Here is a 25,416-nt window from a genome sequence, read left to right as displayed (position 1 = left end):
TATCATGAAAATTCTGATTATAAGTTTCAAATCTTACAATCAGAATTTTTTTATTTAAAAATTCTAATAAAAGGAGATATACAAGATGGCAGATCTTAAAGGTAAATTAGCTAAGAAAATAAATTTAATTGAATCTAATGATAACAATAAGCTACCTAAAGAAAATTCCAATAATATAATTTTACTTAATAATTCTGAAAGTGATAAAAATATTTCTATTGTACCTGACCTTGCTATATCACTTAATGAAGCTAAAAACAGAATATTAATGCTTCAGAACTTTGTTAAGGAAATGATGATTGTAAATATAGATTATGGCTTTATACCAAACTGTACCAAACCATCCCTATTCAAATCCGGTGCTGAAAAACTTTGTGATATTTTTGGTTTCTCAAAAAAGATTGAGGTTATAAATCGAGTTGAAAATTGGGAAAAATCTTTATTTCATTATGAAATAAAGACTACTCTTATTAATAAAAAAACTGGTTTAATTGAAGCTGAAGGAATAGGAAGCTGCAATAACAGAGAACGCAAATATAAAACACAAGATGGTTACAGCATTATAAATACTATATTAAAAATGGCTAAGAAAAGAGCTTTCATTGATGCTGTGCTTTCCGCTACCCGTTCAAGCGGACTATTTACTCAGGATATTGAAGATTCATACTTTCCATCTGGTAATGATGCTAAAAATAAAAAGCCTTATACTGAACATAAATCTTCCAACACAATAAATTCTAATTCATCTCATGTAAAAAAATATATGAATAAGGATCAGCAATATACACTTATATCAATTATAAAACAAAATAATATACCAATTAATAAAGTAAAAGAACTTATGAAAAAACGTTATAAAATTTCAGAAGGTAAGAACCTCTCATCAATACAGTCAAATGATTTTATTAAGTACTTAAAAATTTATACTGCAATTTAGTAAGATTATTTTTAATAAAAAATAAATTTGGGAGGCGTTTCATGTGAAGAATTTAAATTCAAGTGTAAATATAAAAGTAGACATTACAAATACAGAATTACTGCTGGAAATTAATACAATATGTATAGAACTTTCTATAACTTTAGACCAATTTATTACTTATGCCATTAATAAATTGCTTTATGATATAAAATTTGTTCATAATATAAGATCCATTGATAAAAATGAGAGATAGTATATATTTATTCTGCTTAAGATATAAAACTTTATTCATTGTCCATATTGGAAAACATAACTTTTAATACATCCAAAGCCATTTGCTTCTGCTTTGCATTTCTACCATGTAATAATTGTTTAATTTGGTCTATATATGTATCATTGTCCATATCTATTGAATCTTTTAAGAGGTAGTCAATTGTTACACTTAACCTTCTTGTAATTCTAATTAATGTATCAAGTGTAACACTTCTCTCTCCTCTTTCTACCTGGCCTATATAGGAACTGCTCACGTCAACATCTTCAGCAAGTTTTTCTTGAGTTAACCTTAACTTTAATCTTTCTTCTCTTATTCTTTTTCCTAAAGCAACATGATCCATATGCATACCTCCACCTAATAATTTAGCGGTAATTGGTAGTATGTTTAATATGCTATTAGTATTATTTATATTGACTATTAGTTGTATATTGTTATATTATTTATATAATGGTAAATTGTTCATCAAAAATTCACGAATTAAGGAGAGTGATATTATGTCCAAAATGAAATTATGCAAAACATGTAAAAAAGAAATTGCTAAGTCAGCAAAAGTTTGCCCCTATTGTGGCGCAAAAAATAAAAGGTCAAAATTAAAAATATTTGGTATAGTTACAATTATTTTTATAATATTTATCGCAGCTATAAGTTCTTTAGGCTCTGACAATGATGATTTAGTTGATGTAGTAAAAACAGGATATCTCGGAAATTATAAATCAGTTACTGTAGCCAAAGTATTAGAAACTGATTTTAGTAAGTGTACTTGGACAAGCTTCGAATCCCAAGAAAATAAGAATGTTGTACAAGCGGATATGGAAGAATCTCTTTATGGATATACTACAAAAATTCGTCTTCAATTTGAAGTTCACAAAGATAACACATTTAAAGTTATTTTCTTAAAACTTAATGACAAACCGTTAAAAGAAGCTTACGATATAAAATTGGAATTGGATTCACTATATAATGTGTATTCACACAAGACTTCTGATAAATCTATATCAGTTGACATTGATACTACTAATGATACTTTACAAGGAATGCCTAATTATAAATATAAAAAATAAAAGGAGATAAATGAATGTTTGTAATAGCCTACTTAATCATTGCATATTGCTGTCTTACATCTCTACAAAATAGAGCAGGTGTTTTCTATTTTGGTACTTTTAGCGATTACTTCTTCGGGAAATTAGTTATCTCATTATTTTTTGGATTGATCATTATTCCAGTATGGATTATAGCAAAGTTAATCGGAAAATTAAGATAATTAAATATTATAATTTAAAATTATTGAGATAGGAGAATAATAAATGAACAAAGATGATATAATTAAAGCACTAGATAATATTATAAAGAAAGATATAATAAAGGCTGATGATTTTTGGTTATCCAATAAATCAGCATTAGTTTTCTACGGCATAGAAAACGATCTTGATTATGTATCTATAAATTGTAGACAAAATATATTTCAAAATTTGGAAAATGAAGAAAGATATTTTGAGCGTAAGAAAGGCAAAACGAAGATAATGCAATTATCTTCAAATGTTATATTATATGAAGATAATAGACCAAGAAAGTTTTGTTATAAAGACGGATTCAAAGTAGAAACAATGTATTCCATTTTATCTAAGAAATTATTTTATGGGGGATTAAAAGATAAAAAAGAAATTGAATTCTTCTTGGAACACGCTGATGAAACAGAAAAAGATAGTGATGCATAATAAAATTTAATAATTTTATTATTAAATTTTCAAATAACCGTACTAATCCTGATTATCTAGTAGGTGCAAAAGCTGCTAAAAAGATTAGTATTTAAAATATAGAAATTACTATATTATACAAATAGGACAACTCATATAAAAATTAAGTACTTTTATGAACCTGCAGTGCATTTGTGATGCATTCACAATGCCTATATCAATTATATAATATATAAACTAAAATTATTAATATTCCCTTAATTAAGTTATCTATCGTTTTTATATAAGAACATAAATATAACTTGTAAAGGAGGGTAAAAACTATGTTTAACCAATACGATGACTTATTAAGTGTAGAAGAACTTTGTGATATATTAGTAATTGGCAAAAATAAAGCTTACAAAATACTAAATTCAGGTAAAATTAAATCTTTTAGAATAGGGCGCATATGGAAAATACCTAAAATAGCTGTAGAAAAATATATATTAGAAAATAGTAATTTGCAGTAACATTTTGTTACTGCAAATCGTTTTCTGATTTGTCATGACAAATCAATTTGTCACACTGCTATATAATAAAAAATGTTAACTAATTAATTTAAACTTTATCATAATTATTTGTGATTAAAATACATTATTTATTTTTTTACTACACTAACATATAGATAAAACTTATAACTAAGTAGAGGCGAAGCCTCTACTTTTTTTTCAGGGGGAAGGGAAAGAAATCTCAAAATCCTATGGATTTTTCGATTTTCCCTTCCCCCTGAAACCCCCATCCTTATTATATCTTTTATATGTAAAATATATATCATTAAAAGGAAAATCCTTATTATTTATTCTAGTCCTTAATGTATCTTCTTTCAATATATCTTTTCTAAATATATCAGAATTTATATAATTTAGACTTTTATTAAAATAACTATTGCAATATTTGTATACAACATAGGATATATTAATCTGTAATGCCTCCAAACCAAATGTATCTTTAAACTCTTCATCACCTTTATATTTATAAAATTGCTGATAATCATATTCATCTAAATTTTTATAAATATATGTCTTCATTAAATCCTTAACACAAGATATGATATCATTTTCACTTTTACAATTCAGTTTAATTTTTATATACCTTGAGATTAAACTATAAAATATTTTTATGAGGATTGGAATAATTGTTTTACTTAAATAAATTAAAATTGCTTCAGTTGAAAGATAATAATAACCACTAATATATCTATTTGTTAATAAATCAAGCCTTTCTATATACTTATTCCTAGAAAATACCATGGGAAAATTTATTATTGGACATAAATCCATTAATTTATTACACATTGATTCATAATTATCATAATCTCGTACTTTCCTGGTTACTTCAAATAAAAAGGAAATACTAAAAAATCTTTCTATTAAGTATGCCTTTATAAGTTTGTCCATAAGCAAATCACAATTTTCATTTTCATAGATTTTTTTCATAAATACTTTCCATTTATTATAAAACTGTATTATATCTGTAAACTTCATTCCAAATTTATATTTAGGATTATAAGGACAATACTTCCAATTCTTATACGTTATATAAAAAATATATGGATCTAAATTAGTTTCATATTTATCATATTTTTTACCTTTATTCAATGTAGATGTTTCTTCAAAAAAACATTTATTAAACTCAAATAATGAGTCTATATTTTCTTTATTATTTTTATAAATTTCAAATGCGTCTTTACAATTTGTACTAAAATTTCTATATATAGTTCTTGTATCTCTATTTGGCTCGATATTATTCAAATAAAGCTCAGGACATTTTTCTATTAAAATTTTATCCTTATTGTTGTATACAATAGATAAATATATAATAAAAATACTATGAAATTTTACATCTTCAAACAATTTATCTTTCTGATAATCTATTAATTCATTAAATTTCAAGTACTCATTCTCTTCTTTAAAATGAGCTTTATATAAATTAATAGTTTTTTCCCAAATATCATCTAAAATAAAATATTCTTCTTTTCTATTATATTTATTAATTAATTTATCTAAGCTCATATAATCTATTTTTTTTTTTATTTCATTTGGCACATTTATAGAAAAATCATTTTGAGATCTAAATATCATGTCATACAATTTCATAATTTCATATCCTTTCATTATAAAAAAAAATATTATATTTTGTCAAGCAACCCATTTGTTTAACAGATGTTATTTTTTTTTCATCCTTTATGTAATAATTATAAACAAAAATAAAACTTTATTAAAGGAGATTAAGAAAATGAATCAAGAAATACAATCTCGTATAAAATTTTACGATATTCATGATGCTTTAAAGGATGATATGGTAATTCTTAAAGATCTAGACTCTACCTATGTTAGTGATGGAATAGGGGATGAATATCAATACTGGTGTCATAGAAATCCAATTTTCATTTCAAGTCAGACAGGTAGTGGTAAAAATACATTTATTGAAAATAAAATAATACCATATTGTATAGAAAATGATCTTAAAATTTTGATTATTACCAACAGAATTACAGCCTGTAGACAAGAAAAATACAGAATAATAAAAATTACTAACTGTCCCGATATATTGAAAAAACATAAGCCTTACGGTTTGGATGATATCGAATATTTTAAAAATGTTCGAATAATGACGTATCAAAAACTTGAAAAATACATTAATTCTTTTAATGAAGCTAACATATTAAAAAACTATGATATAGTGGTTTTTGATGAATGCCATTTTTTTACAAATGACTTCTTATTCAATAATTTCACCTATAAAATACTAAATGAAGGAATTATACTATTCAAAAATTGTATCAGAATTTTTATGACTTCAACTCCTGATCAAGTTTTTCCATTAATTTTAAATGAAGAAAAAAAATTTGATGATAATCTAATATTTAGCCAATATTACTACAATCCTAAAGAATTTTTATACTATAGATTTAAAAGGAATTATGAATATATAAATATCAAATACTTTCATAAAAAAGAAGAAATTTTGCATTTGATTAATAATGATAATTCAAATATGAAATGGATGATATTTTTGAACAATAAAAATGCTGGACAAAAATTGATAGAAAAGCTACATTCACCTCATACTATTTTTATCTCGGCAGAATCAAAAAATTCAAATAGTACTGATGGTAAATTCTACAATGAAATAATAAATAAAGAATCTTTCAATTGTAAAATCTTAATTACTACAAGTGTCATGGATAATTCAGTAAACTTCAAGGACAATCTTTTAAAAAATATAGTTATTTTCACATATAGTAAAACCGAATTTTTACAGGTACTTGGTAGGAAAAGAATCTCAAATGGTGAAAAAATCAACTTGTATCTATATAGCGGTAATGCAATAGAAATTAATAGAAATTTACACATTATAAAAAAACAAATTGATGCTATAAATGAATTTGAAATTAACTCTATAAACTTTTTAAATAAGTATTTTTTTAATAGTGAAATCTATAAAGGACTTTTATATTTTGATCAATATTTAAAACCTATTATTAACCCAATATCTAGATCAGAATTATTAGATATTAACCTATTTTATGAAAAACTTTTAATACAATTTAATTCTGGAAATAAGGATATATTTATACTACAACAATTAGATTGGCTTGGTTTAAAAGCATCATATAATCCCAATCTAGATATATCTCATATAAATTCAGATAACACCAAAAACAAATTCGAAATCTTCCTAAATAGTTACTGCAATAGAACATTATCTGGTGAAGAACTCGACTATTTTGAGAAACAATTTAAAATTTTAGCTAACAATTGTTATGGTAAACAACTTGGTGATCGCCCAGATAGACCTAACTATAAGGCAACCAAAATGCGAGCAATTTTTTTTAAATATCATTTAAATTACGAAATAGAAATCAAAGACAAGGTATTTACATTGCACAAAAAAATTCAATAGACATTTTAACTTTGGCAAAATACTTTGAATTATTTATATATTATATACCTGGAGGAGGATATAGATCTATGGAGGAAAATCATGATGAAATTTTAACAGTAAAAGAAACTGCTGCTTTCTTAAAGATATGCCGCACCAAGGCTTACGAAATTTTTGGCAAGCAAGAATTCCCAAGCTTTAAAATCGGAAAATCTTTAAGGGTTCGGAAAAAAGATTTACTTAATTATCTACTTGCTCACATTAAAAATAATCCAAACAACTAAACACTGATAAATATTAAAATACCTGCAACCAAAATAGCAGGTATTTTTAAGGAGATGGTAAGATGTCAAGAAGAAAAGGTCCAAATGGTGAAGGTTCAATATTTAAAGATAAAAGTGGTAGATGGCGTGCATCAATTACAATAGGAAAAGATCCTTTAACCGGAAAACAGAAAAAGCAGTGGTTTTACGGAAAATCTGAAAAGGAAGTTCGAGATAAAAAAATAAAAATTTTATCACAACTTCAAAATGGAGATTATATTGAACCATCAAAATTAAACTTAGAACAATGGCTTCACATATGGCTTTGGAATTATAAAAAATTGAAATTACAAAGCACAACATTTGAAAGTTATGAATCAATAATACGGATTCATATTATTCCATATATCGGTAAAAAGCAATTAACAAAGTTAAAAGCAGATGACCTTCAAAGACTTTACAATAATAAGCTTGAATCTGGAAGAATAGATAAAAAAGGTGGTCTTTCTAATAGAACGGTTAAATATATTCATATAATCATAAGACAAGCTTTAGCACAAGCAATAAAAAATGGATTACTTGTTAAAAATGTGGCTGAAGCTACGACACCACCAAAATTAATCAGAAAAGAAATGAGGGTACTTTCCTTGGAAGAGCAAAAAAAATTTATTAATGCTATAGGTAATGAACGGTTAAGAGCACTATTTATGCTGGCACCAAGCTGCGGTGCTCGTGAAGGTGAAATATTAGCCTTAAAATGGGATGACATAGATTTTGAAAAAAATAAAATACGTATTGACGAAACTGTTAAAAGAGTTAAGACATTTAATAATTCAGGAAATAAAACAAAGATTATATTTAAAAAGCCTAAAACTTCTTCAAGTAATAGAATAATAGATGTACCAAAAGTAGCCATGCAAGAATTATATAACCATAAAAAAAGACAGCTTGAAGAAAAATTAAAAGCAGGAAATTTATATAACGACAATAATTTAGTATTCTGCACTGACCTTGGGAAACCAATAGATGTAAGCAACCTTATGAGAGTATATAAGCGGATATTAAAACGATCTGGAATTAATACTAAAGGTATAACCTTTCATACACTCAGGCACGTATATGGAAGCGGATTGAACGATTTAGATACAGATCCTAAGACTATTCAGACCCTTATGGGACACAGCTCAATTAAAACCACTATGGATATATATGTACATCCTTCTGAAGAAAAACATATAGAAGCAGCTAACAAAATGAATGCGCTATTAGATAAATTACTAAAATAGCAAACTAGATAAAATAAAAGATTGAGTATATACTTTATAAAAAGGCATCCTCAATCCTTTATTTTTTTGATAAATTAAACTCTAAAAATCCTAATAGGTGTATTTTTAGGTGTATTTGAGATATTCTCATACATCTAAAATTCCACAACCGTTGATTTAACTGGTGCTCCCAAGAGGAGTCGAACCTCCGACCTCTTGATTACGAATCAATTGCTCTACCAACTGAGCTATAGGAGCAAATAACATTATAATTATAATACAAAAAATGATTTTAATCAAAAAATTTTTAGATGACATTATTATTTCTTTAAATCCTAATAAATTATACCTTAAAAATATGTATAATATTTAAATTTATAAGAATATTACAATATATACGTATATAATTTATTAATAATAAACTATATACGTATTACTTAAGTTATTGTCTTATTTTAGCTCAGATCATCACTTTATCGACTTTGACTTTCTTTGACTATTATTGTACTATAATACTGTAATAAGAATTAATTAATACAAAAAATAAAATTCAGGAGGTAATTGATATGTTTGATATGGTTCCATTTAGAAAAGATAATTCTTTAAGAAAAGGAGTTGATTTCGACAATTTTGTTAACTCATTTTTCAACAATGATTTCTTTGCACCACTAAATATACATGGATTCGGTAATGGATTTAAAGTTGATCTTAAAGAAACTGATGATGCCTATTTAGTAGAAGCTGATCTTCCTGGAATAAAAAAAGAAGCTATAGATCTGGATTACACTAACAATTACTTGACAATATCAGCTAAAAGAAATGACTCTAAAGAAGAAAAAAATGAAAATTATGTAAGACGTGAAAGAAGTTATGGAGAATTCAAAAGAAGTTTCTATGTTGATAATGTAGATAAAGACACTATATCTGCATCCTTTGAAAATGGAGTTTTAAAAATTAATCTTCCAAAACTTAAAAAAGGTCCTAAAAAGAATACTAAAATTAATATAAATTAGAAAATCTACTAATGAGCTGCATATCACTGTATACTATTTTTCTACAGTGATATGCAGCTTTTAATTTTTAGAATTTATTCCTGATGAACTACATCAAGATTTCCGAATTTACTAAATTGTCCAAGCCAAGCTAATTTTATAGTTCCTGTCGGGCCATTTCTCTGTTTAGCAATAATACATTCAGCCACATTCCTGTCTTCCGTTTCCTTATCATAATACTCATCCCTATATAAAAACATTACAATATCGGCATCCTGTTCAATAGAACCTGACTCTCTAAGATCAGACAGCATAGGTCTGTGATCCGTTCTTGCTTCTGGAGCACGGGACAATTGTGAAAGTGCAATAATCGGACATTGCATTTCCTTTGCCAGTGCTTTAATCGACCTGGATATTTCAGATACTTCCTGCTGTCTATTTTCAGAACCCCTTCCACCACTCATCAACTGAAGATAATCTATAATTATAAGATCTATTCCATGTTCTATTTTCAACCTTCTGCATTTTGACCTCATTTCCATAATTGATATTGCTGCTGTATCATCTATAAATATATCAGCTGATGCGAGAGGACCCGATGCTCTTGCAATATTCTCCCAATCCTTGTCACTTAGATTTCCCGTCCTAAGATTCAACATATCAACATGTGCCTCAGAACATAATAATTTATAGGCCAATTGCTCTTTTGACATTTCAAGAGAAAAAACAGCTACCTTCTTTCCTTCCCTTAATGCCGCATATTCTGCTATGTTCAAAGCAAACGTTGTCTTGCCCATAGAAGGCCTTGCCGCTACAAGCACCATATCTCCCTTTTGAAATCCTGATGTTTTGGCATCCAACTCTCTGAAGCCAGATACTACACCTGTAGTTTTACCTTTGTTGTTAAATAGTTTTTCTATTTCTAAAAAGCCTCTTTCGAGTACTACATTCATAGGCTCAAAATCAGAAGTATCCCTGTCATTTGACAAATCAAAAATAGATTTTTCTGCAAAATCGATAATGCCAGGCACATCATCCTGACTTTTATAACTTTCCTCTATTATACCGGTACAGGATTTAATAAGATTTCTAAGTGTCGACTTGTCTTTTACAATCTTTATATAAGACTGCAAATTAGAAGTAGAAATAATCGACCCTCCAAGTTCACTTATATAAGTTATTCCTCCTGCATCTTCCAGCTTATTTTTAGACTTAAGGTTCTCAGTCAGGGTTATTATATCTACAGCAGTATCCTTCTGATATAAATCCAATATTGATTCAAATATAACTTTGTGTGCATCCTTATAAAAATCTATGGGCCTTAAAATCTCCACAACCTGTGCAATAGACGTTTTATCTATAAGCATTGAACCTATTACACTCTGTTCGGCTTCTATATTATGAGGCGTACTTCTAAAAGGTGCATCCATAAAAACATCTCTCCCCAGTTATACTAACTTAGCTATTTAAAAACTATTTTAATGAGTTCATTAATATTGTCTACCGCTTTGACCTTTATATCTGTAATATCCGATGGCACTTCCTTCAAGTTATCTTTTGGCAGGACTATTAATTTTATTCCCTTTCTTCTGGCACCATAAACTTTTTCAAATATTCCTCCTACAGGTTTTACCTTGCCTCTTAGAGATATTTCACCTGTAATAGCCATATCCTGCCTCAAAGGCTTGTTTAAAAGTGCACTTATAATACAAATCGTTATTGCTGCCCCAGCAGAAGGCCCATCTATCCTTCCTCCCCCTATAGCATTGACATGTATATCGTAATCACCTATATCCTTATCTGTTATTTCTCTTATTACTGATGCCGCATTGAATACAGAATCTTTTGCCATACTCCCTGCCGTATCATTAAATCTAACTACTCCCTTTCCCTTCTCCTTTGCTGGAAAAGTAACGGCTTCTATTTCTATAGTTGATCCTATATACCCGCTTACACCCAATCCATAAATATGTCCTACTTCATACTTCTTGTCTATATTTATACTGTCAAACGGCACAAGCCTTCCTATGGATATAATCTTATCCAAATCTTCCAAAGAGATCTTTATATTCATACCCACTTTAAAATCATTGTCTAAGTTGTGCTTATATAAAACATATCCATACGCATCAGACAATATATTAATGGCCTTTCTTCCTTCAATGGTATATCTGCTTATAAGTTCAGCTGCTCCAGGCTCCAGGCTTATATTAAGTTTGTGTGCTGCATTTTTTACAATAGTCTGTATATCTAAAGCAGTAAGCGGCTCAAAATAGACCTCCGTACATCTTGACCTTAATGCCGGATTTATTTCTCCCGGTTCCCTCGTAGTAGCTCCTATTAGTACAAAATCCGCCGGAGCTCCTTTTTCAAATAGGTACTTTATGTACTTAGGTGTATTTTCATCATCTGGATCATAATAAGAGGAAGAAAATTCAACTCTTTTATCTTCAAGAACTTTTAAAAGCTTATTTTGAAGCATGTCATCAAGTTCTCCTATCTCATCAATGAATAAAATACCACCATGGGCTTCAGTTACAAGGCCAAGCTTAGGCTCGGGTATACCGGTTTCTGCCAGATCTCTTTTTGTACCCTGATATATAGGGTCATGCACAGAACCTAAAAGAGGATTGGTAATTTCTCTCGGGTCCCATCTCAAAGTAGTACCATCAACTTCAACAAACTTAGCATCTCTATTAAATGGAGTATATTTCAACTTTTTAGCTTCATGAAGTGCAATCCTTGCAGCAGTTGTCTTTCCTACTCCTGGAGGTCCATATAGTATTATATGCTGTGGATACGGCGAAGCTATTTTTGACAATATAGATTGAACCGCTCTTTTTTGTCCAACAATCTCATTAAAAGATTCAGGTCTTAAAAGCTCCTGTATAGTTTTATTCAATGTTTTTGCATCAAGCACTTCAAGCTGGGCATATCTTTTCAATGTTTTTGCATTTTCAGGGCCCTTTTGTTTTTTTATTATATTGAGTCTAACCTCGTCCATATACTGTTCCTGTCTTTCAACAAGATTTTTTTCTACTTGTTGCTCGATTCTATTTTTTACGTATCTCCTTGTAAGAAGATCTGCCAAAAATTTATTGGTATTTTCAACAGCAATATCTATACTGGATGCATCAGGTATTTCTGAAATTCCTTTTCCATTACTTGCTATTTTATTTATTGCATATAGTTTTTTGTATATATTATTACTTTTTATATAATTTTGAAGTTTATATAAACCGATCCTAGATTTTATAGTTCTTTCGTTAATTACCTGGCTCATTATATCATACAGCATATTGACTTGACTTTCCAAGGGTATATCATTCCCCTCTATCTCTTTATTTAATCCATCAATAGATTGCAATTTCACCAATTTCCTCCTTATTTACCTTCAATCACTACATTTATCTTAGCAGATATTTCAGGGTATAATTTTACTTCAACATTATAAATTCCAACTTTTTTTATATTATCCATAACTATTTTTTTCTTGTCAATTTCTATCCCAAACTCTTCATTTAACTTATCGGCTATATCTTTACCAGTTATGGCTCCAAATAATTTACCATTCTCTCCAGATTTTACTTGAAGCTTTATTTCCTTTCCCTTTAATCTGTGAGCTAATTTCTGTGCATCTTCCGTTTCTTCAAGTTTCTGTTTCCTCTCTGCTTCTTTTTGATTATTTAAAACATGAAGATTTTTTTGATTCGCTTCTATTGCATATCCCCTTGGAAATAAGAAATTCCTCACATATCCATCAGAGGCATTCACTACATCTCCTTTTTTACCTAAAGATTTTACATCTTTTATCAGTATAACTTTCATTATTTTTTTACCTCCCTAGTATAATTATCAATAGCATTCTTCAATATTTTTAAAGCCTCCTCCGTATTGGAAGATTTTAATCTTGCTCCAGCCATTGTTATATGTCCTCCCCCTCCTAAAGACTCAAGTATAAGCTGAACATTAACATCACCAAGAGATCTTCCACTTATGAATACCTCATCTCTTATTTTAACAAGAACAAAGGATGCTTGAATACCTGTAATATTTAGTAATTCATCCGCAGCTTGTGCTGCTAGTACAGTATCTTCTATTTTTATTGGACATATAGCTACAGCAATATTATTATAAATTTGAGCTGAACGTATAATTTCAGCTCTACTTAGATAAGTTTCCAGATCATAAGAAAAAAATTTTTTTATATCAATAGTATCAGCTCCTGCTTCTCTTAAAAATGAAGCAGCCTCAAAAGTTCTCACTCCAGTTTTAAAATAGAAGTTTTTTGTATCAACACAAATACCTGCTAAAAGAGCTTCTGCTTCTATAACTTTCAATTTAGGACTGCTTACCATATATGGAAGCATCTCTGTAATCATTTCAGAAGTAGATGATGCATATGGTTCAATATAGCTGATTATATTCTTTTCAATAAAATCTGGTGCTTTTCTATGATGATCTATAATAACTATTCTATCAAACTTTTCAACCAATTTCATGTCTTGAACATAACTTTTGCTGTGAACATCCACTATTATTAGAAGGCTTCTTTTACTTGTTTTTTCATAACAGCTTTTACTATGTACAAATGCGTTTTTATAATCCATATCATCTTTTATTTTATTAAATATAGGTTTTATACTCAAATTTACATCATCCAATATAATGTAACACTCTCTATTTAAAGTACTTACTATATTATAAATTCCAACTGCAGCTCCCAGACAATCAATATCCGGTTTTCTATGTCCCATTACAAACACATTGCTGCTGTCATTTATTATTCCTACAAGAGCATGTGCTATAACTCTTGCCTTTACTTTTGTTCTCTTTCCTACTTCCTTAGTTTTACCACCATAGAACAGGAGCTTATCTTCAATTTTAACAACAGCTTGATCTCCTCCTCTACTTAGAGCCAACTCTTTTGCCGATACAGAATAATTTTCACTTTCAGAAGGTGTTTCTCCTTTGCATCCCACACCAATACTGAGAGTAATGGGTATCTTGTTTCCCTTATTTATTTTTCTCATAGCATCTAGTATTTTGAATTTATTTTCCATTTGCTGCTTTATATGTTTGTTTTGAACTGAAAGTATATATTTATTCGGCTCATATTTTCTAATCATAGCTTGAAGCTGCTGGGCATAAGTATTTATAGTTCTTTCTATTTCTGCTATTACAAGAGGTTTCTTATCCTCCTCAACAGTTTTAAGCACATCATCAAAATTATCAACTTCGATTAACATTACATTACACTTTTCTTCTTCCATGGAATTCATGACATTAACTAATTCTGTAGTGTCATAAAAATATAACAATATGATGTTATCTTTATGTCCTTCTGAAGTATTTACTACATGTGTATATATATCATAATATCTATTAATTATTTTTTCATTTCTAAATACATCCTGGTTTAGGCTGAATTTTTCTATAATATTATTTATATTTATTCCCAGTATATCTCTACCTTCCAGCACCTCTGAAAATTTTTGATTATACCAAAGTACTTCCCCATCTGTTTTTATTATAATTAATGGGAATGGTAATTTCACAAGAATATTTCTTGTAGCTATATCCAACTTGGAAGAAAAATCTTCAATAAATGTTCTCCATTCATTTTTTTTCTTCTCGGTATTTTTTATATTATAAACTACAAGAAACATATACAGGCTTGAAGCCACTATACCAATAAATATATGCTTATACATTATGATAATCACTACAAGTACTGCAATTATTATCATATACATTCTATTATTCCTAATAAAATGATTATCACCGCTTTCCATAAAGGTAAGCCTCCTGTTATTATTTTTTCTGAACTCTATAAGGATCTAACTTTCTAAAATCCATTATCATATCTATAAATCCCAAAACTATATAAATAAAATAAGCTCCAATAAGCAATGTTATTATTAGAATTATAATAACAACCTTATTTGACATGTTGGTTTTATGTGCAAAATAATATGCACTTAAAGCAAGCCCATCTATCATAAATATAAATTGTAGAAATATTGCTGAGGAATTTATAAAATAATGTGCTATTTCCATATTATTTCTATCAAGTATCAAGCCTATAACAAGCATGCTTGCTGCTGCTGTTCCTATTCTTGTACTCATGTATATATTTTTAAATGGTTTTATATGTATGGTATCAAAATTTAATTTTCTAAGTACACTGGTTCCTATTAAATAATCTAGATAAGCTGTAAAAACAGAATTTATCAGTATAAATGCTGGAATGATTCTCATTATATATTCAGGGGTAATTGAAGACACAATACTTTCCATATAACTGAGCTGATCTGTAGATATTCCCATTTTAGCATATATTTCTTTATTCATTGCCATAGATTCTTTTAAAGGATTTATAATTAATTTTGTTATACTGTCACTTATAAAGCTGTATATTCCATGGTTGCTCATGATTAATATATAAACTGACAGAAAAATAATCATTCCCACAAAAATGGCTGCGGATGTCAATAAAATTGTGATGGTAAAATTTTTTTTACTCTTAATACAATATCCAAATGTAATACCTGCCAGGCCTACAAGGAATATAGTGGATATTGCCGATATTGGATTATATAACATAGATACAAGGATTGCACTAACTACCATAGAAACTAAAGTAACTTTGTAATTTTGTCTTATATATAATACTGATATTGGTATGGGAAGAATAAAATTCGTAAAAATTGAAAATACAGGTATATATATACATATAAGCATCAGTACTATTATAAAAGCGGTAATCAATCCTGCTTCTGCTATGGCTTTTACATTATAATTTTTATTTTGCATATCTACCTCCGCTATCTTTCTTTGATATGATTATATAATTTAGTAAGGTCTTTTCCATTTTTTTCTATATCATCCTCTTCAATTATACCAGTCTTTAATTTCTTTTTCATTGTTTCATCTACTGCAGTATGTGAATATCCCAGTCTATCTGAAAGTAAATACAATAATATTATTGCCCCGGAAATGCAGTCAAGTATAGTTTGATTCATTACATTACTGCCTTTTGTAAGTAGTTTAAAAAAATCTCCTATAGTACATAGAAGATCTGCCTTTAATTCTTCTATTATCTTTACATTATACATTATATTGAAATCTTCCCTCTTCATATTGATCATCCCCTTTTTTCTCTTATTATCCATTTTAATAATTTTTACAGCTTTATGCAACAAAACTACATCTATTTATAATATTTGTATAGTTAATTATACCCATTTTTTAGTCTTTATTACAAAAATAAAGATCATTAGCATACATGTAAGCTAATGATCCATTACAATACACATTGTTATTCTGTTGTAAATGGCAATAATGCTATATTTCTTGCTCTTTTTATAGCTTCAGTAAGTTCTCTCTGATGTTTAGCACAATTACCTGAAATTCTTCTTGGAAGAATCTTTCCTCTTTCAGTTACATACTTTCTCAGCTTATTTATATCTTTATAATCTATAGATTCAGATTTATCCATACAAAATGCACAAACTTTTCTTTTTGCTCTTCTCATTTTTCCTGAATTTCTTCTTCCACCATTTTCTCTACCATTAGGCATACCTTTCCCTCCTTACCACAAATGTTAAAATGGTATATCTCCATCATCCACTGGAGTTATATCATCTCCATAATCAGCTTCATTGAAACTTTTATTGAATCCTTGAGTATTCCCAAAATTATCAGATTGAGAAGGTTTCATACTATCAGAAACACCTTGGGATTTATCTCCCCATTCCAAAAATTGCACCTCATCTGCAATTACTTCAGTAGTATATCTTCTCGTGCCGTCTTTAGCCTCATAACTTCCAGTCTGAATTCTGCCACCAATACCTATGAGTTTACCTTTACTCATATAATTTGCGGTAGATTCAGCTTGCTTTCCCCATACAACAATAGGTATAAAATCAGCTTCTCTCTGTCCATCCTTAGCTTTAGAAAATCTTCTGTCAACGGCCAATGTAAAGGTGGTAACCGCCGTACCGTTTCCTGGTGTAAATCTTAACTCGGGGTCTTTAGTCAATCTCCCAATTAAAACAACTCTGTTCAATCAAAACACCACCTATTTTTTATCATCATTTACTATTATATGTCTTATAACACTGTCTGTAATTCTAAATACTCTGTCTAATTCTTTTGGCAATTCAGGTTCAGCACTGAAATTTATCAAGGTATAATATCCTTCATTGACCTTATTTATTTCATAAGCAAGTTTTCTCTTGCCCCAAATATCAACGTTATCTATTACTCCTCCACCATTTTCTATTACACCCTTAAACTTTTCAACATTAGATTTAAATGCTTCTTCGTCTAATGATGGCTGTAATATAAATATAGTTTCATATTTTCTCATTAGATTTTCACCTCCTCCCCCTGGACTAACGGCTGTGATTTGTATTATTTCCACAGCAGGGATTACAAGACTTTATTTTATCACAAATTTATAATTTAATCAATAATATTTTAATCTTTTTCTGGAATATTTTGCTTTACAATTTTTTTTACACTTTTTTCAAATTTATTTCTGGGAAGCATTACTATTCTGCCACAACCCAGGCACTTTATCTTTATATCTGCTCCCAGTCTTATAATCTCCCAACTATTACTTCCACAAGGATGCCCCTTTTTCATTTCAACTGTGTCGCCGATATAAAAATTTTTTTTCAATTGTCAGTCCCCCTTTACAATTTTAATTTCCTTATATGGTATTTTTATATTATCTTTTTTAAGAGCTTTCATAACTTGTTCTCTTAACTTTATTTCCATATCCAGCTGTTTCATTGGTTTAGTTTTTCCTATAATTCTTATTGTAATAACACCGTCTTTAATATCAGTTATTCCCAAAACATTTGGGCCTTCCGTAATAAATTCATTATTTTGTGCAAATTCTTTACACAAATCAGAAATCTTAGATATTACCATATTTGAATCCTCATCATAGGAAATATCTACCTCAACTGTCATTCTTACATTTCCTCTTGAATGATTTGTAACTTTAGATATAAGCCCATTAGGTATTATATGTAAATCTCCATTAAAATCTCTTATCTTGGTAATTCTTAACTCAAAACTCTCAACGATTCCACTTCTATCATCAATACTTATATAATCACCTACAGAGAACTGGTCCTCAAATAATATAAAAAATCCATTTATTACATCCTTAACTAAACTTTGTGCACCAAATCCTAATGCAACACCACCGATTCCAGCAAAAGTAAGGCCTGTTGCCCCTATTTTGGGTGATATAACTGCAACTATACTAAATATGCCAAAAAAATATACAGAATATTTCAATATACTTTTTAAAATAGCACCTATCGTTTTTGCTTTTCTATCGTCTAAAGAAATTCTAAAATTTTTCTGTTTTTTTACATATCTATTTATAATTACATTTCCAACTTTTATGACAATATACATCAAGAATACTATAACAGCCACTGTAATTATATTATAAATAAAATTATACACTTTTTCTTCAGATATTGAAAAAGTTCCTATTTTTATTCCACCTTCAAAGGTAGTTATATTAAAAATAGATAGTAACTCATCCTTCATTAATTTCTCCCGCCCCTTAAATATGGATTAATTTATAACCATCTTCTTCTCTCAAATATATATTTTTAAATAAAAATTCACTATTATAGATTAACAATTTGATCTTATCCATTTCTTCTAAATTCAATCTTATACTTATTCCGCAACTTTGAGTTATAACAACAGGTGTTGGTACAACGTCTATTTTTATTTTCCTTTTTCTTAAAAATTCTTCACCACTTATAGCATCATTAGTATTCTTAAATGTTATTATATAATATCTGCTCATAATCATATCACAGTTAAAAACTGAATCCTCCTCTTGAAATTGCCATATATTGTATACATATAATATAACTTGATATATAATATATCATATACGAATATTTTGATTTACAGTTTAATTTAAATTTTAAAATTCTATAGGTAGACAAACAATAATATGTATTATATACTCTATCATAACATAATAATGTACTTAAGCTAAAAATAAATTTTATAAAGAACGGAGTTGTCATATACTAAATGGATAAAATAATAGCTAAATTAGATAAGATATTATTATTTTTTATTATATATACTGCAGTATTCATTATTTTTTTTGGAACCCTTAATTATACACTTCCATTTGTGTTAGCAATAATATGCGCTTTCATATTGAAAAAACCTACAATTTATATTTCAAATAAATTTAAAATTAATTCTTCAATATCATCTTTGATTACTACAATAATATTTTTTACTTTAATAACACTTGTTATTTTACTTGCAATAATAAATATATCACATGAATTAATACAATTTGGTAAAAATACTCAAATATATGTAACAAACAATTCAGATAATATTATAAATTCATTTTATAAACTACAAAAATATTATAATAACCTTGATCCATATATAATAAGTACAATAGATAAAAATATTTCCGGTATTTTAAATAATATATCAAATATAACTGTATCTATTTCTAGAAAGCTGGTATCTTATATAATAAATTTTGCAGCTATAATACCATACGCAATCATGGTAATATTATTTACACTACTTTCTACATATTTTTTTACGAAGGATTTTGTTGAAGTAAAAAGTAAATTGTTTAGTTTTCTTCCAATTAGTAAAACAAATAAATTGATATCTATATATACAGAATCTAAAAAAATGCTTGGAAATTATCTTTTATCATATCTTATAATAATTTCTGTTACATTTATAGAAACACTTATAGTATTTCTGATATTCAAAGTAAAATATTCTTTGGTATTAAGTTTAATATGCGCAATAGCAGATATATTGCCAATACTGGGCATAGGTACCATATACATACCATTGGCACTAATCTATTCAATAATATTTAAAAATTATGTTACTGCTTTAGGTCTTATAATATCATATATTATAGTTTCAGTAGTACGCCAGATAATTGAGCCAAAGATCGTATCTTCTTCACTTGGAATACATCCTGTAGCCGTACTTGCATCTCTTTTTATCGGTCTAAAAATAAATGGGATTATAGGAATGATATTTTGTATATTTCTAGTTGTATTTTATAATATTTTCAAGAAAGTAGACTTACTGTAATATTAATTTTACATTTGAGACGTATAATAAAACCTCCTATGGTTATAATTTGTAACATAGGAGGTTTTCAGATGCTTAAGAAAATAATTATAGATTCAAGTTCAAGAAATTCAATATTTACTTTAAGAGACAATTTGAGCAATATAATATATCCAATTATAAAATCAGGTAAAACCATTATAATACTATGTATTGGAACGGATAGATCTACAGGTGATAGTTTGGGACCTTTAGTAGGTGATAAATTAAAATTTCTAGTGAGAGATAAAATACATGTGTATGGTAACCTTGAATCACCAGTACATGCAAAAAATCTTAACGAAACTATTAAGGAAATAAATCTAAAACATAAAAATAATTATATAATAGCAATAGATGCTTGTTTAGGAAGTCTCCAAAACGTTGGTAAAATAATCATAGAAAACAAACCTCTCCATCCAGGTTCAGCAGTAAATAAATCCCTTCCAACTGTAGGAGATTTAAGCATAACTGGAATAGTAAATATATCCGGCACTATGGAATTCATGGTTTTACAAAACACACGTTTGTTCGTAGTTATGCAACTTGCAGAAGTAATATCCAGAGGTGTATATCATTCAATATTGAAAACTGTAGGCGGCAGATCACTTGAAAATTCAAAAAATAAAATAATGGAAAATATTTAATTAACTTATTTCACTATTGTAAGTTCTGTTGTTAAGAATATATTCTATATCATCTATTTTTTTGCTGCCATAATCTATTATTATCGTTTCTCCTATTTTTATATTTATATTTAGATTATTTAATTCACCATCTTTTAAATTGCAGATAATTGCATCAAATGTATCTTCTTCTTTAGATATTATATTATATCCTCGTTCTTTTAATTCATTTTTTAATTTACAAAGTTCCTCTGAAACATAAATCTTCATAAAAACAACCTCCTTAAGGATAATTGTTCCCATCTGGAGGTTGTTTAATGTATAATATATTACATCTTTTTATTAATACATTCCTGTAAAACTTGATTTTCTTCTTCTGACAATTCGTACCTTGACATTCCTTTGTCTATAGGCTTTGCATATGTTGTACTTTCATTTCTTCCATATATTCCTGTAATTATAATTCCATTATTATTCCCATCTAAGAGTGCTATAGAAAAACTCAAATCACTACCTACATCTTCAAAAGCCCTGTATCTTACAATAGCAAATTTCTGGATACATTTTTTTGACTCCAGGATTAATTCATCGAATTTTTGTTTCATAAAATCAGTTTCCTTTTTAGCATCATCTATATTATCAAGATAACCCATTATAAGCTGTTCTAAATTTTTATTATCTACTCCTCTCATAAGCTTCCTATATTTCTTCTCTACTCTATTCAGGGATTTAAATGCTGTAATAATCATTATAAATAATATTATAATTAATACAAAAAGTGCAGCTAAAATGTATAATTGAAATCCTTCTACAATTTTTAAAACATCCTGCATATATTTTTCTCCTTCCGTCAAGATGTTTCACGTGAAACATCTAATGTATAAATCATAGTAAATTCATATCTTTAAAATATCTATTATTCTCTGTAAATCCTCTTGGGAATAATACTCTATTTCTATTTTACCTTTGTTTTTTTTATTATTTAATATAACTTTAGTTCCAAATAAATATTCTAATTTTTCCTGTATATCTTTATAATATAAATTATATTTTTCTACATTTTCGTTATTATGTTTATTATCCAAATTAATATTCTTTATATATTTCTCAGTTTGACGAACACTTAAGCCCTTTTTTATTATATTACCGGCTAATTCATACTGCAAATTACTATCTTCTAAAGATAAAATAGCTCTACCATGACCTTCTGTTATAAATCCATCAATTATATATTGTTGAACTCTATTATCCAGGTTCAACAGTCTCATACAATTTGTTATGGCAGTTCGCGACTTTCCTATTCTATTAGCCAATTCATCCTGCTTTAGTCCTAAATCCTCAATTAGCTTTTTATATGCAATTGCTTCCTCTATAGGATTCAAGTCCTGTCTTTGTATATTTTCAATAAGAGAAATTTCAAGAATATCACTGTCAGATAAATCCATTATAATGGCAGGAACTTCCTCAATATTTGCAAGTTTAGCAGCTCTCCATCTCCGCTCACCAGCAACTATAATATACTTTTCTCCATATTCTTTTAATATAAGAGGTTGTATTATCCCATGTTCTATTATTGATTGTGACAGTTGAGCAATTTTGTTTTCATCAAACTTTTTTCTGGGTTGATCCTCATTTGGAATTATGGAAGTAATCCTTACTTTTTTTATATTTTCTAAAGAATTATCTGATATATTCTCTGGTATCAATGCTCCAAGTCCTCTACCTAATCCAGATTTCTTTTTCAACAAACTCATCCTTCCTGTCTCTTTAAAAATTCATCTGCTAACTTTTCATATGCTTTAGCACCTCTGCATTTATCATCATAAAGGGATATTGGAAGCCCAAAACTAGGCGCTTCTGCCAATCTTATATTCCTTGGTATAGTAGTATTATAAACTTTATCCTTAAAATATTTTTTTACCTCAGCTAATACTTCATTGGACAATTTTGTTCTACCATCATACATACTCATGACTACTCCTTCAACCTTCAACTCTGGATTTAAAGACCTTTTTACAAGCTGCAGCGTATTTACTAGTTGTCCAACACCTTCCAATGCATAAAATTCACACTGAATCGGAATCAGGACTGTATCTGATGATGCAAGAGCATTAATTGTCAATATTCCTAAAGATGGAGGACAATCTATGAAAACAAAATCAAATTTTTTATTCATAGATTTAATTTTATGTTTTAATATATTTTCTCTATTTTCCATATTAATCAATTCAACTTCTGCACCAGCTAATTCCATATTCGATGGAATTATATAGAAATTATCAATCAATTCATATTTTTTCATAACTGTTTCTATTTGTATATTTGAACACAGTATGTCATAAATAGATTCATCAATAATATTCTTATCGAATCCAAGACCGCTGGTAGTATTGCCTTGAGGATCAATATCAATATTTAATATATCAAATCCCTTAATAGCTAAATATGTAGATAAATTAATACTTGTAGTTGTCTTTCCAACCCCACCTTTTTGATTAAATATAGAAATCACTCTCACATAATTCACCATCCTTATTAGAAGTACTTATTCTTAATTATATATTTTTATTAGACATAATTAAAGAGTTTTTGATAAAACAACTTTATTATGTTTGCAATAATGTTTCACATGAAACATTATTGCAAAAAAATTATGGATGTTCACATAAAAATTGTTAAACATCCATTCTATAAATAATATTATTTTTTAGGAATTGTTATAGTTATTTGTATTTCATTGTCCAGTTCCTTAGATGCATATTTAGCCTTTAAGCCATATTTGTCAAATACTTGTCTAACAGTATTTACATATACCCTTGGTGAAAATATTCCCTTTATTTTCTTTCTCTTCTTTTTCAATTGTCCTTCCGTTAATTTTTCAAGTTCCCTTTCAACTAATTCCTCAGTCTTCTTCACATTTAGTGACTTCTGCAATATAATTTTGAGCACATTCTTTTGAATTTCAACAGTTGGAAGCTTTAATAAGGCTCTAGCATGTCTTTCGGTTAAATTATTTTCTAATAATATATACCTTATTTCCTCATCCAATTTAAGAAGTCTAATCTTATTTGCAATAGTAGACTGTTTTTTTCCTATAACTTCAGCCAATTTCTCTTGAGTATAGGAATGATTTTTTATCAAATTATAGTATGCTTCTGCTTCTTCTAAAAAATTGAGATTCTCTCTTTGAAGATTTTCAAGTAAAGCTATAGCCGCTGATTCATCATCACTTATATCAACTACTATAACAGGTACTTCTTTAATACCTGCTTTTTTTGCTGCTCTAAGTCTTCTCTCACCAGCTACCAATTCATATTTATCATTACTTATTTTTCTAACTGAAAGCGGTTGAACTATACCATAGGATTTTATAGATTGAGCTAATTCATATAGACTTTCTTCATCAAAATATTTACGTGGTTGATATACATTAGGTAAAATTAAATCAACAGATATATAATTAATATTTTTTTGCATGCTTAACCATCCCTCTTACACTTCCTATTGTTAACATTTCTCTTTTTTTTATTAAAATCCTTCTAATTTTTATAGTTTTCGTACGACAAATTAATACTTTTATTTTAACGGCTTTTTTGAAATAACTCCTGATCTTCTCGGATATTTAACGGATGTAGTTTTTACTTTCTTTATTATTACTAAATTATGCCTTAATTCACTATCCTCTATTTTAATAATATCTTCTAATTTACCACCTAATAAGGCAATAGAATTTTCACTTTCCTTAATTTCATCCTGTACAGAAGGTCCTTTCAGTGCCACAAAATAACCATTTACTTTTATATAAGGAATACATAATTCACTTAGAATTGCCAAATTTCCTACAGCCCGTGAAACTGCTGCATCAAAACATTCTCTATATTCATTTTTTCTTGCCATATCTTCAGCTCTTCCATGAACTGCATAAACTTTATGTAGATTCAATTCACACAGAACCTGATTTAAAAAATTTATTCTTTTATTTAGAGAATCAAGTAAAACAAAATTTGCCTCCGGCCTAATTATACTCATTGGTATTCCGGGAAAACCAGCTCCGGTACCAACATCAATGAAATTCAATGCACTTTTTAAAGGGTCGAACTTAAAAACATTTATACAATCTATAAAATGTTTTTTTATTATTTCACTATCTTCGCTTATAGTTGTTAAATTTATTTTTTTATTCCACATCTGCAGTAAATTTTTATATTTAATAAACTTATTATACTTTTGCAGATTAAAATCAACACCAACATCCAAGCATGCCTTTTCCATAACATTAAAATAATCCATAATATACTTTTC

The 25,416-nt window shown here is 28.1% G+C and carries 31 protein-coding genes and 1 tRNA gene; 11 read left to right on the top strand and 21 right to left on the bottom strand.

Annotated elements, in window-relative coordinates; genetic code table 11:
- The first annotated feature begins 85 nt into the window (after nucleotides 1–85).
- Both LKE46_RS14940 and LKE46_RS14935 read left to right on the top strand, forming a co-directional pair.
- The gene (locus LKE46_RS14940) at nucleotides 86–937 is read left to right on the top strand and encodes a hypothetical protein (protein WP_291724043.1); all 852 of its coding nucleotides are present in this window, start codon (nucleotides 86–88) and stop codon (nucleotides 935–937) included.
- Nucleotides 938–980: 43 nt separating this feature from the next.
- Nucleotides 981–1,172 (top strand): hypothetical protein, encoded by a 192-nt coding sequence (locus LKE46_RS14935; protein WP_291724040.1) that lies wholly within the window; start codon nucleotides 981–983, stop codon nucleotides 1,170–1,172.
- Between the two features lie 31 nt (nucleotides 1,173–1,203).
- Here LKE46_RS14935 and LKE46_RS14930 read toward each other — a convergent pair whose 3' ends face one another.
- The gene (locus LKE46_RS14930; RefSeq protein ID WP_291724037.1) at nucleotides 1,204–1,533 is read right to left on the bottom strand and encodes a helix-turn-helix domain-containing protein; all 330 of its coding nucleotides are present in this window, start codon (nucleotides 1,531–1,533) and stop codon (nucleotides 1,204–1,206) included.
- 154 nt (nucleotides 1,534–1,687) lie between these two features.
- Here LKE46_RS14930 and LKE46_RS14925 point away from each other — a divergent pair, with 154 nt between their 5' ends.
- From LKE46_RS14925 to LKE46_RS14915, 3 genes are all read left to right on the top strand, one after another.
- Nucleotides 1,688–2,254: a hypothetical protein gene (locus LKE46_RS14925; protein ID WP_291724034.1), complete on the top strand. Its 567-nt coding sequence runs from the start codon at nucleotides 1,688–1,690 to the stop codon at nucleotides 2,252–2,254.
- Between the two features lie 243 nt (nucleotides 2,255–2,497).
- The gene (locus LKE46_RS14920; RefSeq protein ID WP_291724031.1) at nucleotides 2,498–2,908 is read left to right on the top strand and encodes a hypothetical protein; all 411 of its coding nucleotides are present in this window, start codon (nucleotides 2,498–2,500) and stop codon (nucleotides 2,906–2,908) included.
- 302 nt (nucleotides 2,909–3,210) lie between these two features.
- On the top strand, nucleotides 3,211–3,396 hold the full coding sequence (locus tag LKE46_RS14915) for a helix-turn-helix domain-containing protein (protein WP_291724028.1): 186 nt from the start codon (nucleotides 3,211–3,213) through the stop codon (nucleotides 3,394–3,396).
- A gap of 228 nt (nucleotides 3,397–3,624) precedes the next feature.
- On the opposite strand, the gene LKE46_RS14910 is transcribed toward LKE46_RS14915, so the two are convergent.
- Nucleotides 3,625–5,040, bottom strand: coding sequence for a hypothetical protein (locus LKE46_RS14910; protein ID WP_291724025.1), 1,416 nt, complete (start codon nucleotides 5,038–5,040; stop codon nucleotides 3,625–3,627).
- 121 nt (nucleotides 5,041–5,161) lie between these two features.
- Between LKE46_RS14910 and LKE46_RS14905 the strand changes: the two genes are divergently transcribed.
- The 3 genes from LKE46_RS14905 to LKE46_RS14895 all read left to right on the top strand — a co-directional run bounded on the left by LKE46_RS14905 (nucleotide 5,162) and on the right by LKE46_RS14895 (nucleotide 8,360).
- Entirely contained in the window at nucleotides 5,162–6,832 is a 1,671-nt protein-coding gene (locus tag LKE46_RS14905; protein WP_291724022.1) for a DEAD/DEAH box helicase family protein, read from the top strand.
- Nucleotides 6,833–6,900: 68 nt separating this feature from the next.
- Nucleotides 6,901–7,095 (top strand): helix-turn-helix domain-containing protein, encoded by a 195-nt coding sequence (locus LKE46_RS14900; protein ID WP_291724019.1) that lies wholly within the window; start codon nucleotides 6,901–6,903, stop codon nucleotides 7,093–7,095.
- A 62-nt stretch (nucleotides 7,096–7,157) separates the two neighbouring features.
- On the top strand, nucleotides 7,158–8,360 hold the full coding sequence (locus LKE46_RS14895; protein ID WP_291724016.1) for a tyrosine-type recombinase/integrase: 1,203 nt from the start codon (nucleotides 7,158–7,160) through the stop codon (nucleotides 8,358–8,360).
- 161 nt (nucleotides 8,361–8,521) lie between these two features.
- Here the strand turns inward: LKE46_RS14895 and LKE46_RS14890 are convergent.
- Nucleotides 8,522–8,597 (bottom strand) — tRNA-Thr (locus LKE46_RS14890).
- Between the two features lie 308 nt (nucleotides 8,598–8,905).
- Here LKE46_RS14890 and hsp18 point away from each other — a divergent pair.
- Nucleotides 8,906–9,352, top strand: a complete 447-nt coding sequence (gene hsp18 / locus LKE46_RS14885) for a heat shock protein Hsp18 (RefSeq protein ID WP_291724013.1) — start codon at nucleotides 8,906–8,908, stop codon at nucleotides 9,350–9,352.
- A gap of 74 nt (nucleotides 9,353–9,426) precedes the next feature.
- Here the strand turns inward: hsp18 and LKE46_RS14880 are convergent, their stop codons facing one another.
- The 12 genes from LKE46_RS14880 to LKE46_RS14825 all read right to left on the bottom strand — a co-directional run bounded on the left by LKE46_RS14880 (nucleotide 9,427) and on the right by LKE46_RS14825 (nucleotide 19,178).
- Nucleotides 9,427–10,761: a replicative DNA helicase gene (locus LKE46_RS14880; protein ID WP_291724010.1), complete on the bottom strand. Its 1,335-nt coding sequence runs from the start codon at nucleotides 10,759–10,761 to the stop codon at nucleotides 9,427–9,429.
- Between the two features lie 32 nt (nucleotides 10,762–10,793).
- A complete protein-coding gene (lonC, locus tag LKE46_RS14875; RefSeq protein ID WP_291724007.1) occupies nucleotides 10,794–12,704 on the bottom strand; it encodes a Lon family ATP-dependent protease in 1,911 nt (636 codons plus the stop codon).
- Nucleotides 12,705–12,715: 11 nt separating this feature from the next.
- Nucleotides 12,716–13,159, bottom strand: coding sequence for a 50S ribosomal protein L9 (rplI, locus tag LKE46_RS14870; RefSeq protein ID WP_291724005.1), 444 nt, complete (start codon nucleotides 13,157–13,159; stop codon nucleotides 12,716–12,718).
- On the bottom strand, nucleotides 13,159–15,126 hold the full coding sequence (locus LKE46_RS14865; RefSeq protein ID WP_291724001.1) for a DHH family phosphoesterase: 1,968 nt from the start codon (nucleotides 15,124–15,126) through the stop codon (nucleotides 13,159–13,161). The genes rplI and LKE46_RS14865 overlap by 1 nt, the downstream gene beginning before the upstream one ends.
- A gap of 19 nt (nucleotides 15,127–15,145) precedes the next feature.
- A complete protein-coding gene (locus LKE46_RS14860) occupies nucleotides 15,146–16,147 on the bottom strand; it encodes a YybS family protein (protein WP_291723998.1) in 1,002 nt (333 codons plus the stop codon).
- Between the two features lie 11 nt (nucleotides 16,148–16,158).
- On the bottom strand, nucleotides 16,159–16,473 hold the full coding sequence (locus LKE46_RS14855; RefSeq protein ID WP_291723995.1) for a MazG-like family protein: 315 nt from the start codon (nucleotides 16,471–16,473) through the stop codon (nucleotides 16,159–16,161).
- Between the two features lie 179 nt (nucleotides 16,474–16,652).
- Nucleotides 16,653–16,913, bottom strand: a complete 261-nt coding sequence (gene rpsR / locus LKE46_RS14850) for a 30S ribosomal protein S18 (protein WP_291723992.1) — start codon at nucleotides 16,911–16,913, stop codon at nucleotides 16,653–16,655.
- 24 nt (nucleotides 16,914–16,937) lie between these two features.
- A complete protein-coding gene (locus LKE46_RS14845; RefSeq protein ID WP_291723991.1) occupies nucleotides 16,938–17,402 on the bottom strand; it encodes a single-stranded DNA-binding protein in 465 nt (154 codons plus the stop codon).
- A 12-nt stretch (nucleotides 17,403–17,414) separates the two neighbouring features.
- The gene (gene rpsF / locus LKE46_RS14840; RefSeq protein WP_291723988.1) at nucleotides 17,415–17,705 is read right to left on the bottom strand and encodes a 30S ribosomal protein S6; all 291 of its coding nucleotides are present in this window, start codon (nucleotides 17,703–17,705) and stop codon (nucleotides 17,415–17,417) included.
- Between the two features lie 110 nt (nucleotides 17,706–17,815).
- Entirely contained in the window at nucleotides 17,816–18,019 is a 204-nt protein-coding gene (locus LKE46_RS14835) for a DUF951 domain-containing protein (protein WP_291723985.1), read from the bottom strand.
- A 3-nt stretch (nucleotides 18,020–18,022) separates the two neighbouring features.
- Nucleotides 18,023–18,910 carry a mechanosensitive ion channel family protein gene (locus tag LKE46_RS14830; protein ID WP_291723982.1) on the bottom strand — a complete coding sequence of 296 codons (888 nt, stop codon included), beginning with the start codon at nucleotides 18,908–18,910 and terminating at the stop codon, nucleotides 18,023–18,025.
- Nucleotides 18,911–18,926: 16 nt separating this feature from the next.
- Nucleotides 18,927–19,178, bottom strand: a complete 252-nt coding sequence (locus tag LKE46_RS14825) for a DUF3343 domain-containing protein (protein WP_291723979.1) — start codon at nucleotides 19,176–19,178, stop codon at nucleotides 18,927–18,929.
- Between the two features lie 236 nt (nucleotides 19,179–19,414).
- Between LKE46_RS14825 and ytvI the strand changes: the two genes are divergently transcribed.
- Complete coding sequence (gene ytvI / locus LKE46_RS14820; protein WP_291723976.1) at nucleotides 19,415–20,470, top strand: sporulation integral membrane protein YtvI; 1,056 nt, start codon at nucleotides 19,415–19,417, stop codon at nucleotides 20,468–20,470.
- A gap of 71 nt (nucleotides 20,471–20,541) precedes the next feature.
- Nucleotides 20,542–21,135 (top strand): spore protease YyaC, encoded by a 594-nt coding sequence (gene yyaC / locus LKE46_RS14815; RefSeq protein WP_291723973.1) that lies wholly within the window; start codon nucleotides 20,542–20,544, stop codon nucleotides 21,133–21,135.
- Here the strand turns inward: yyaC and LKE46_RS14810 are convergent, their stop codons facing one another.
- The 6 genes from LKE46_RS14810 to rsmG all read right to left on the bottom strand — a co-directional run bounded on the left by LKE46_RS14810 (nucleotide 21,136) and on the right by rsmG (nucleotide 25,404).
- Nucleotides 21,136–21,384, bottom strand: a complete 249-nt coding sequence (locus LKE46_RS14810) for a YkuS family protein (RefSeq protein ID WP_291723971.1) — start codon at nucleotides 21,382–21,384, stop codon at nucleotides 21,136–21,138.
- Between the two features lie 59 nt (nucleotides 21,385–21,443).
- On the bottom strand, nucleotides 21,444–21,947 hold the full coding sequence (locus LKE46_RS14805) for a DUF4446 family protein (protein WP_291723968.1): 504 nt from the start codon (nucleotides 21,945–21,947) through the stop codon (nucleotides 21,444–21,446).
- A gap of 63 nt (nucleotides 21,948–22,010) precedes the next feature.
- On the bottom strand, nucleotides 22,011–22,859 hold the full coding sequence (locus tag LKE46_RS14800; protein ID WP_291725715.1) for a ParB/RepB/Spo0J family partition protein: 849 nt from the start codon (nucleotides 22,857–22,859) through the stop codon (nucleotides 22,011–22,013).
- Between the two features lie 5 nt (nucleotides 22,860–22,864).
- A complete protein-coding gene (locus tag LKE46_RS14795) occupies nucleotides 22,865–23,632 on the bottom strand; it encodes a ParA family protein (protein WP_291723964.1) in 768 nt (255 codons plus the stop codon).
- 182 nt (nucleotides 23,633–23,814) lie between these two features.
- Nucleotides 23,815–24,591, bottom strand: a complete 777-nt coding sequence (noc, locus tag LKE46_RS14790) for a nucleoid occlusion protein (protein ID WP_291723960.1) — start codon at nucleotides 24,589–24,591, stop codon at nucleotides 23,815–23,817.
- A 99-nt stretch (nucleotides 24,592–24,690) separates the two neighbouring features.
- Entirely contained in the window at nucleotides 24,691–25,404 is a 714-nt protein-coding gene (gene rsmG / locus LKE46_RS14785; RefSeq protein WP_291723956.1) for a 16S rRNA (guanine(527)-N(7))-methyltransferase RsmG, read from the bottom strand.
- Nucleotides 25,405–25,416 lie beyond the last annotated feature (12 nt).

The organism is Clostridium sp. (assembly GCF_022482905.1).
In the GTDB taxonomy this organism is placed as follows: domain Bacteria; phylum Bacillota; class Clostridia; order Clostridiales; family Clostridiaceae; genus Clostridium_B.
The sequence above is the reverse complement of the archived record's forward strand: the minus strand, read 5'-3'. Positions and strand labels throughout refer to the sequence as shown.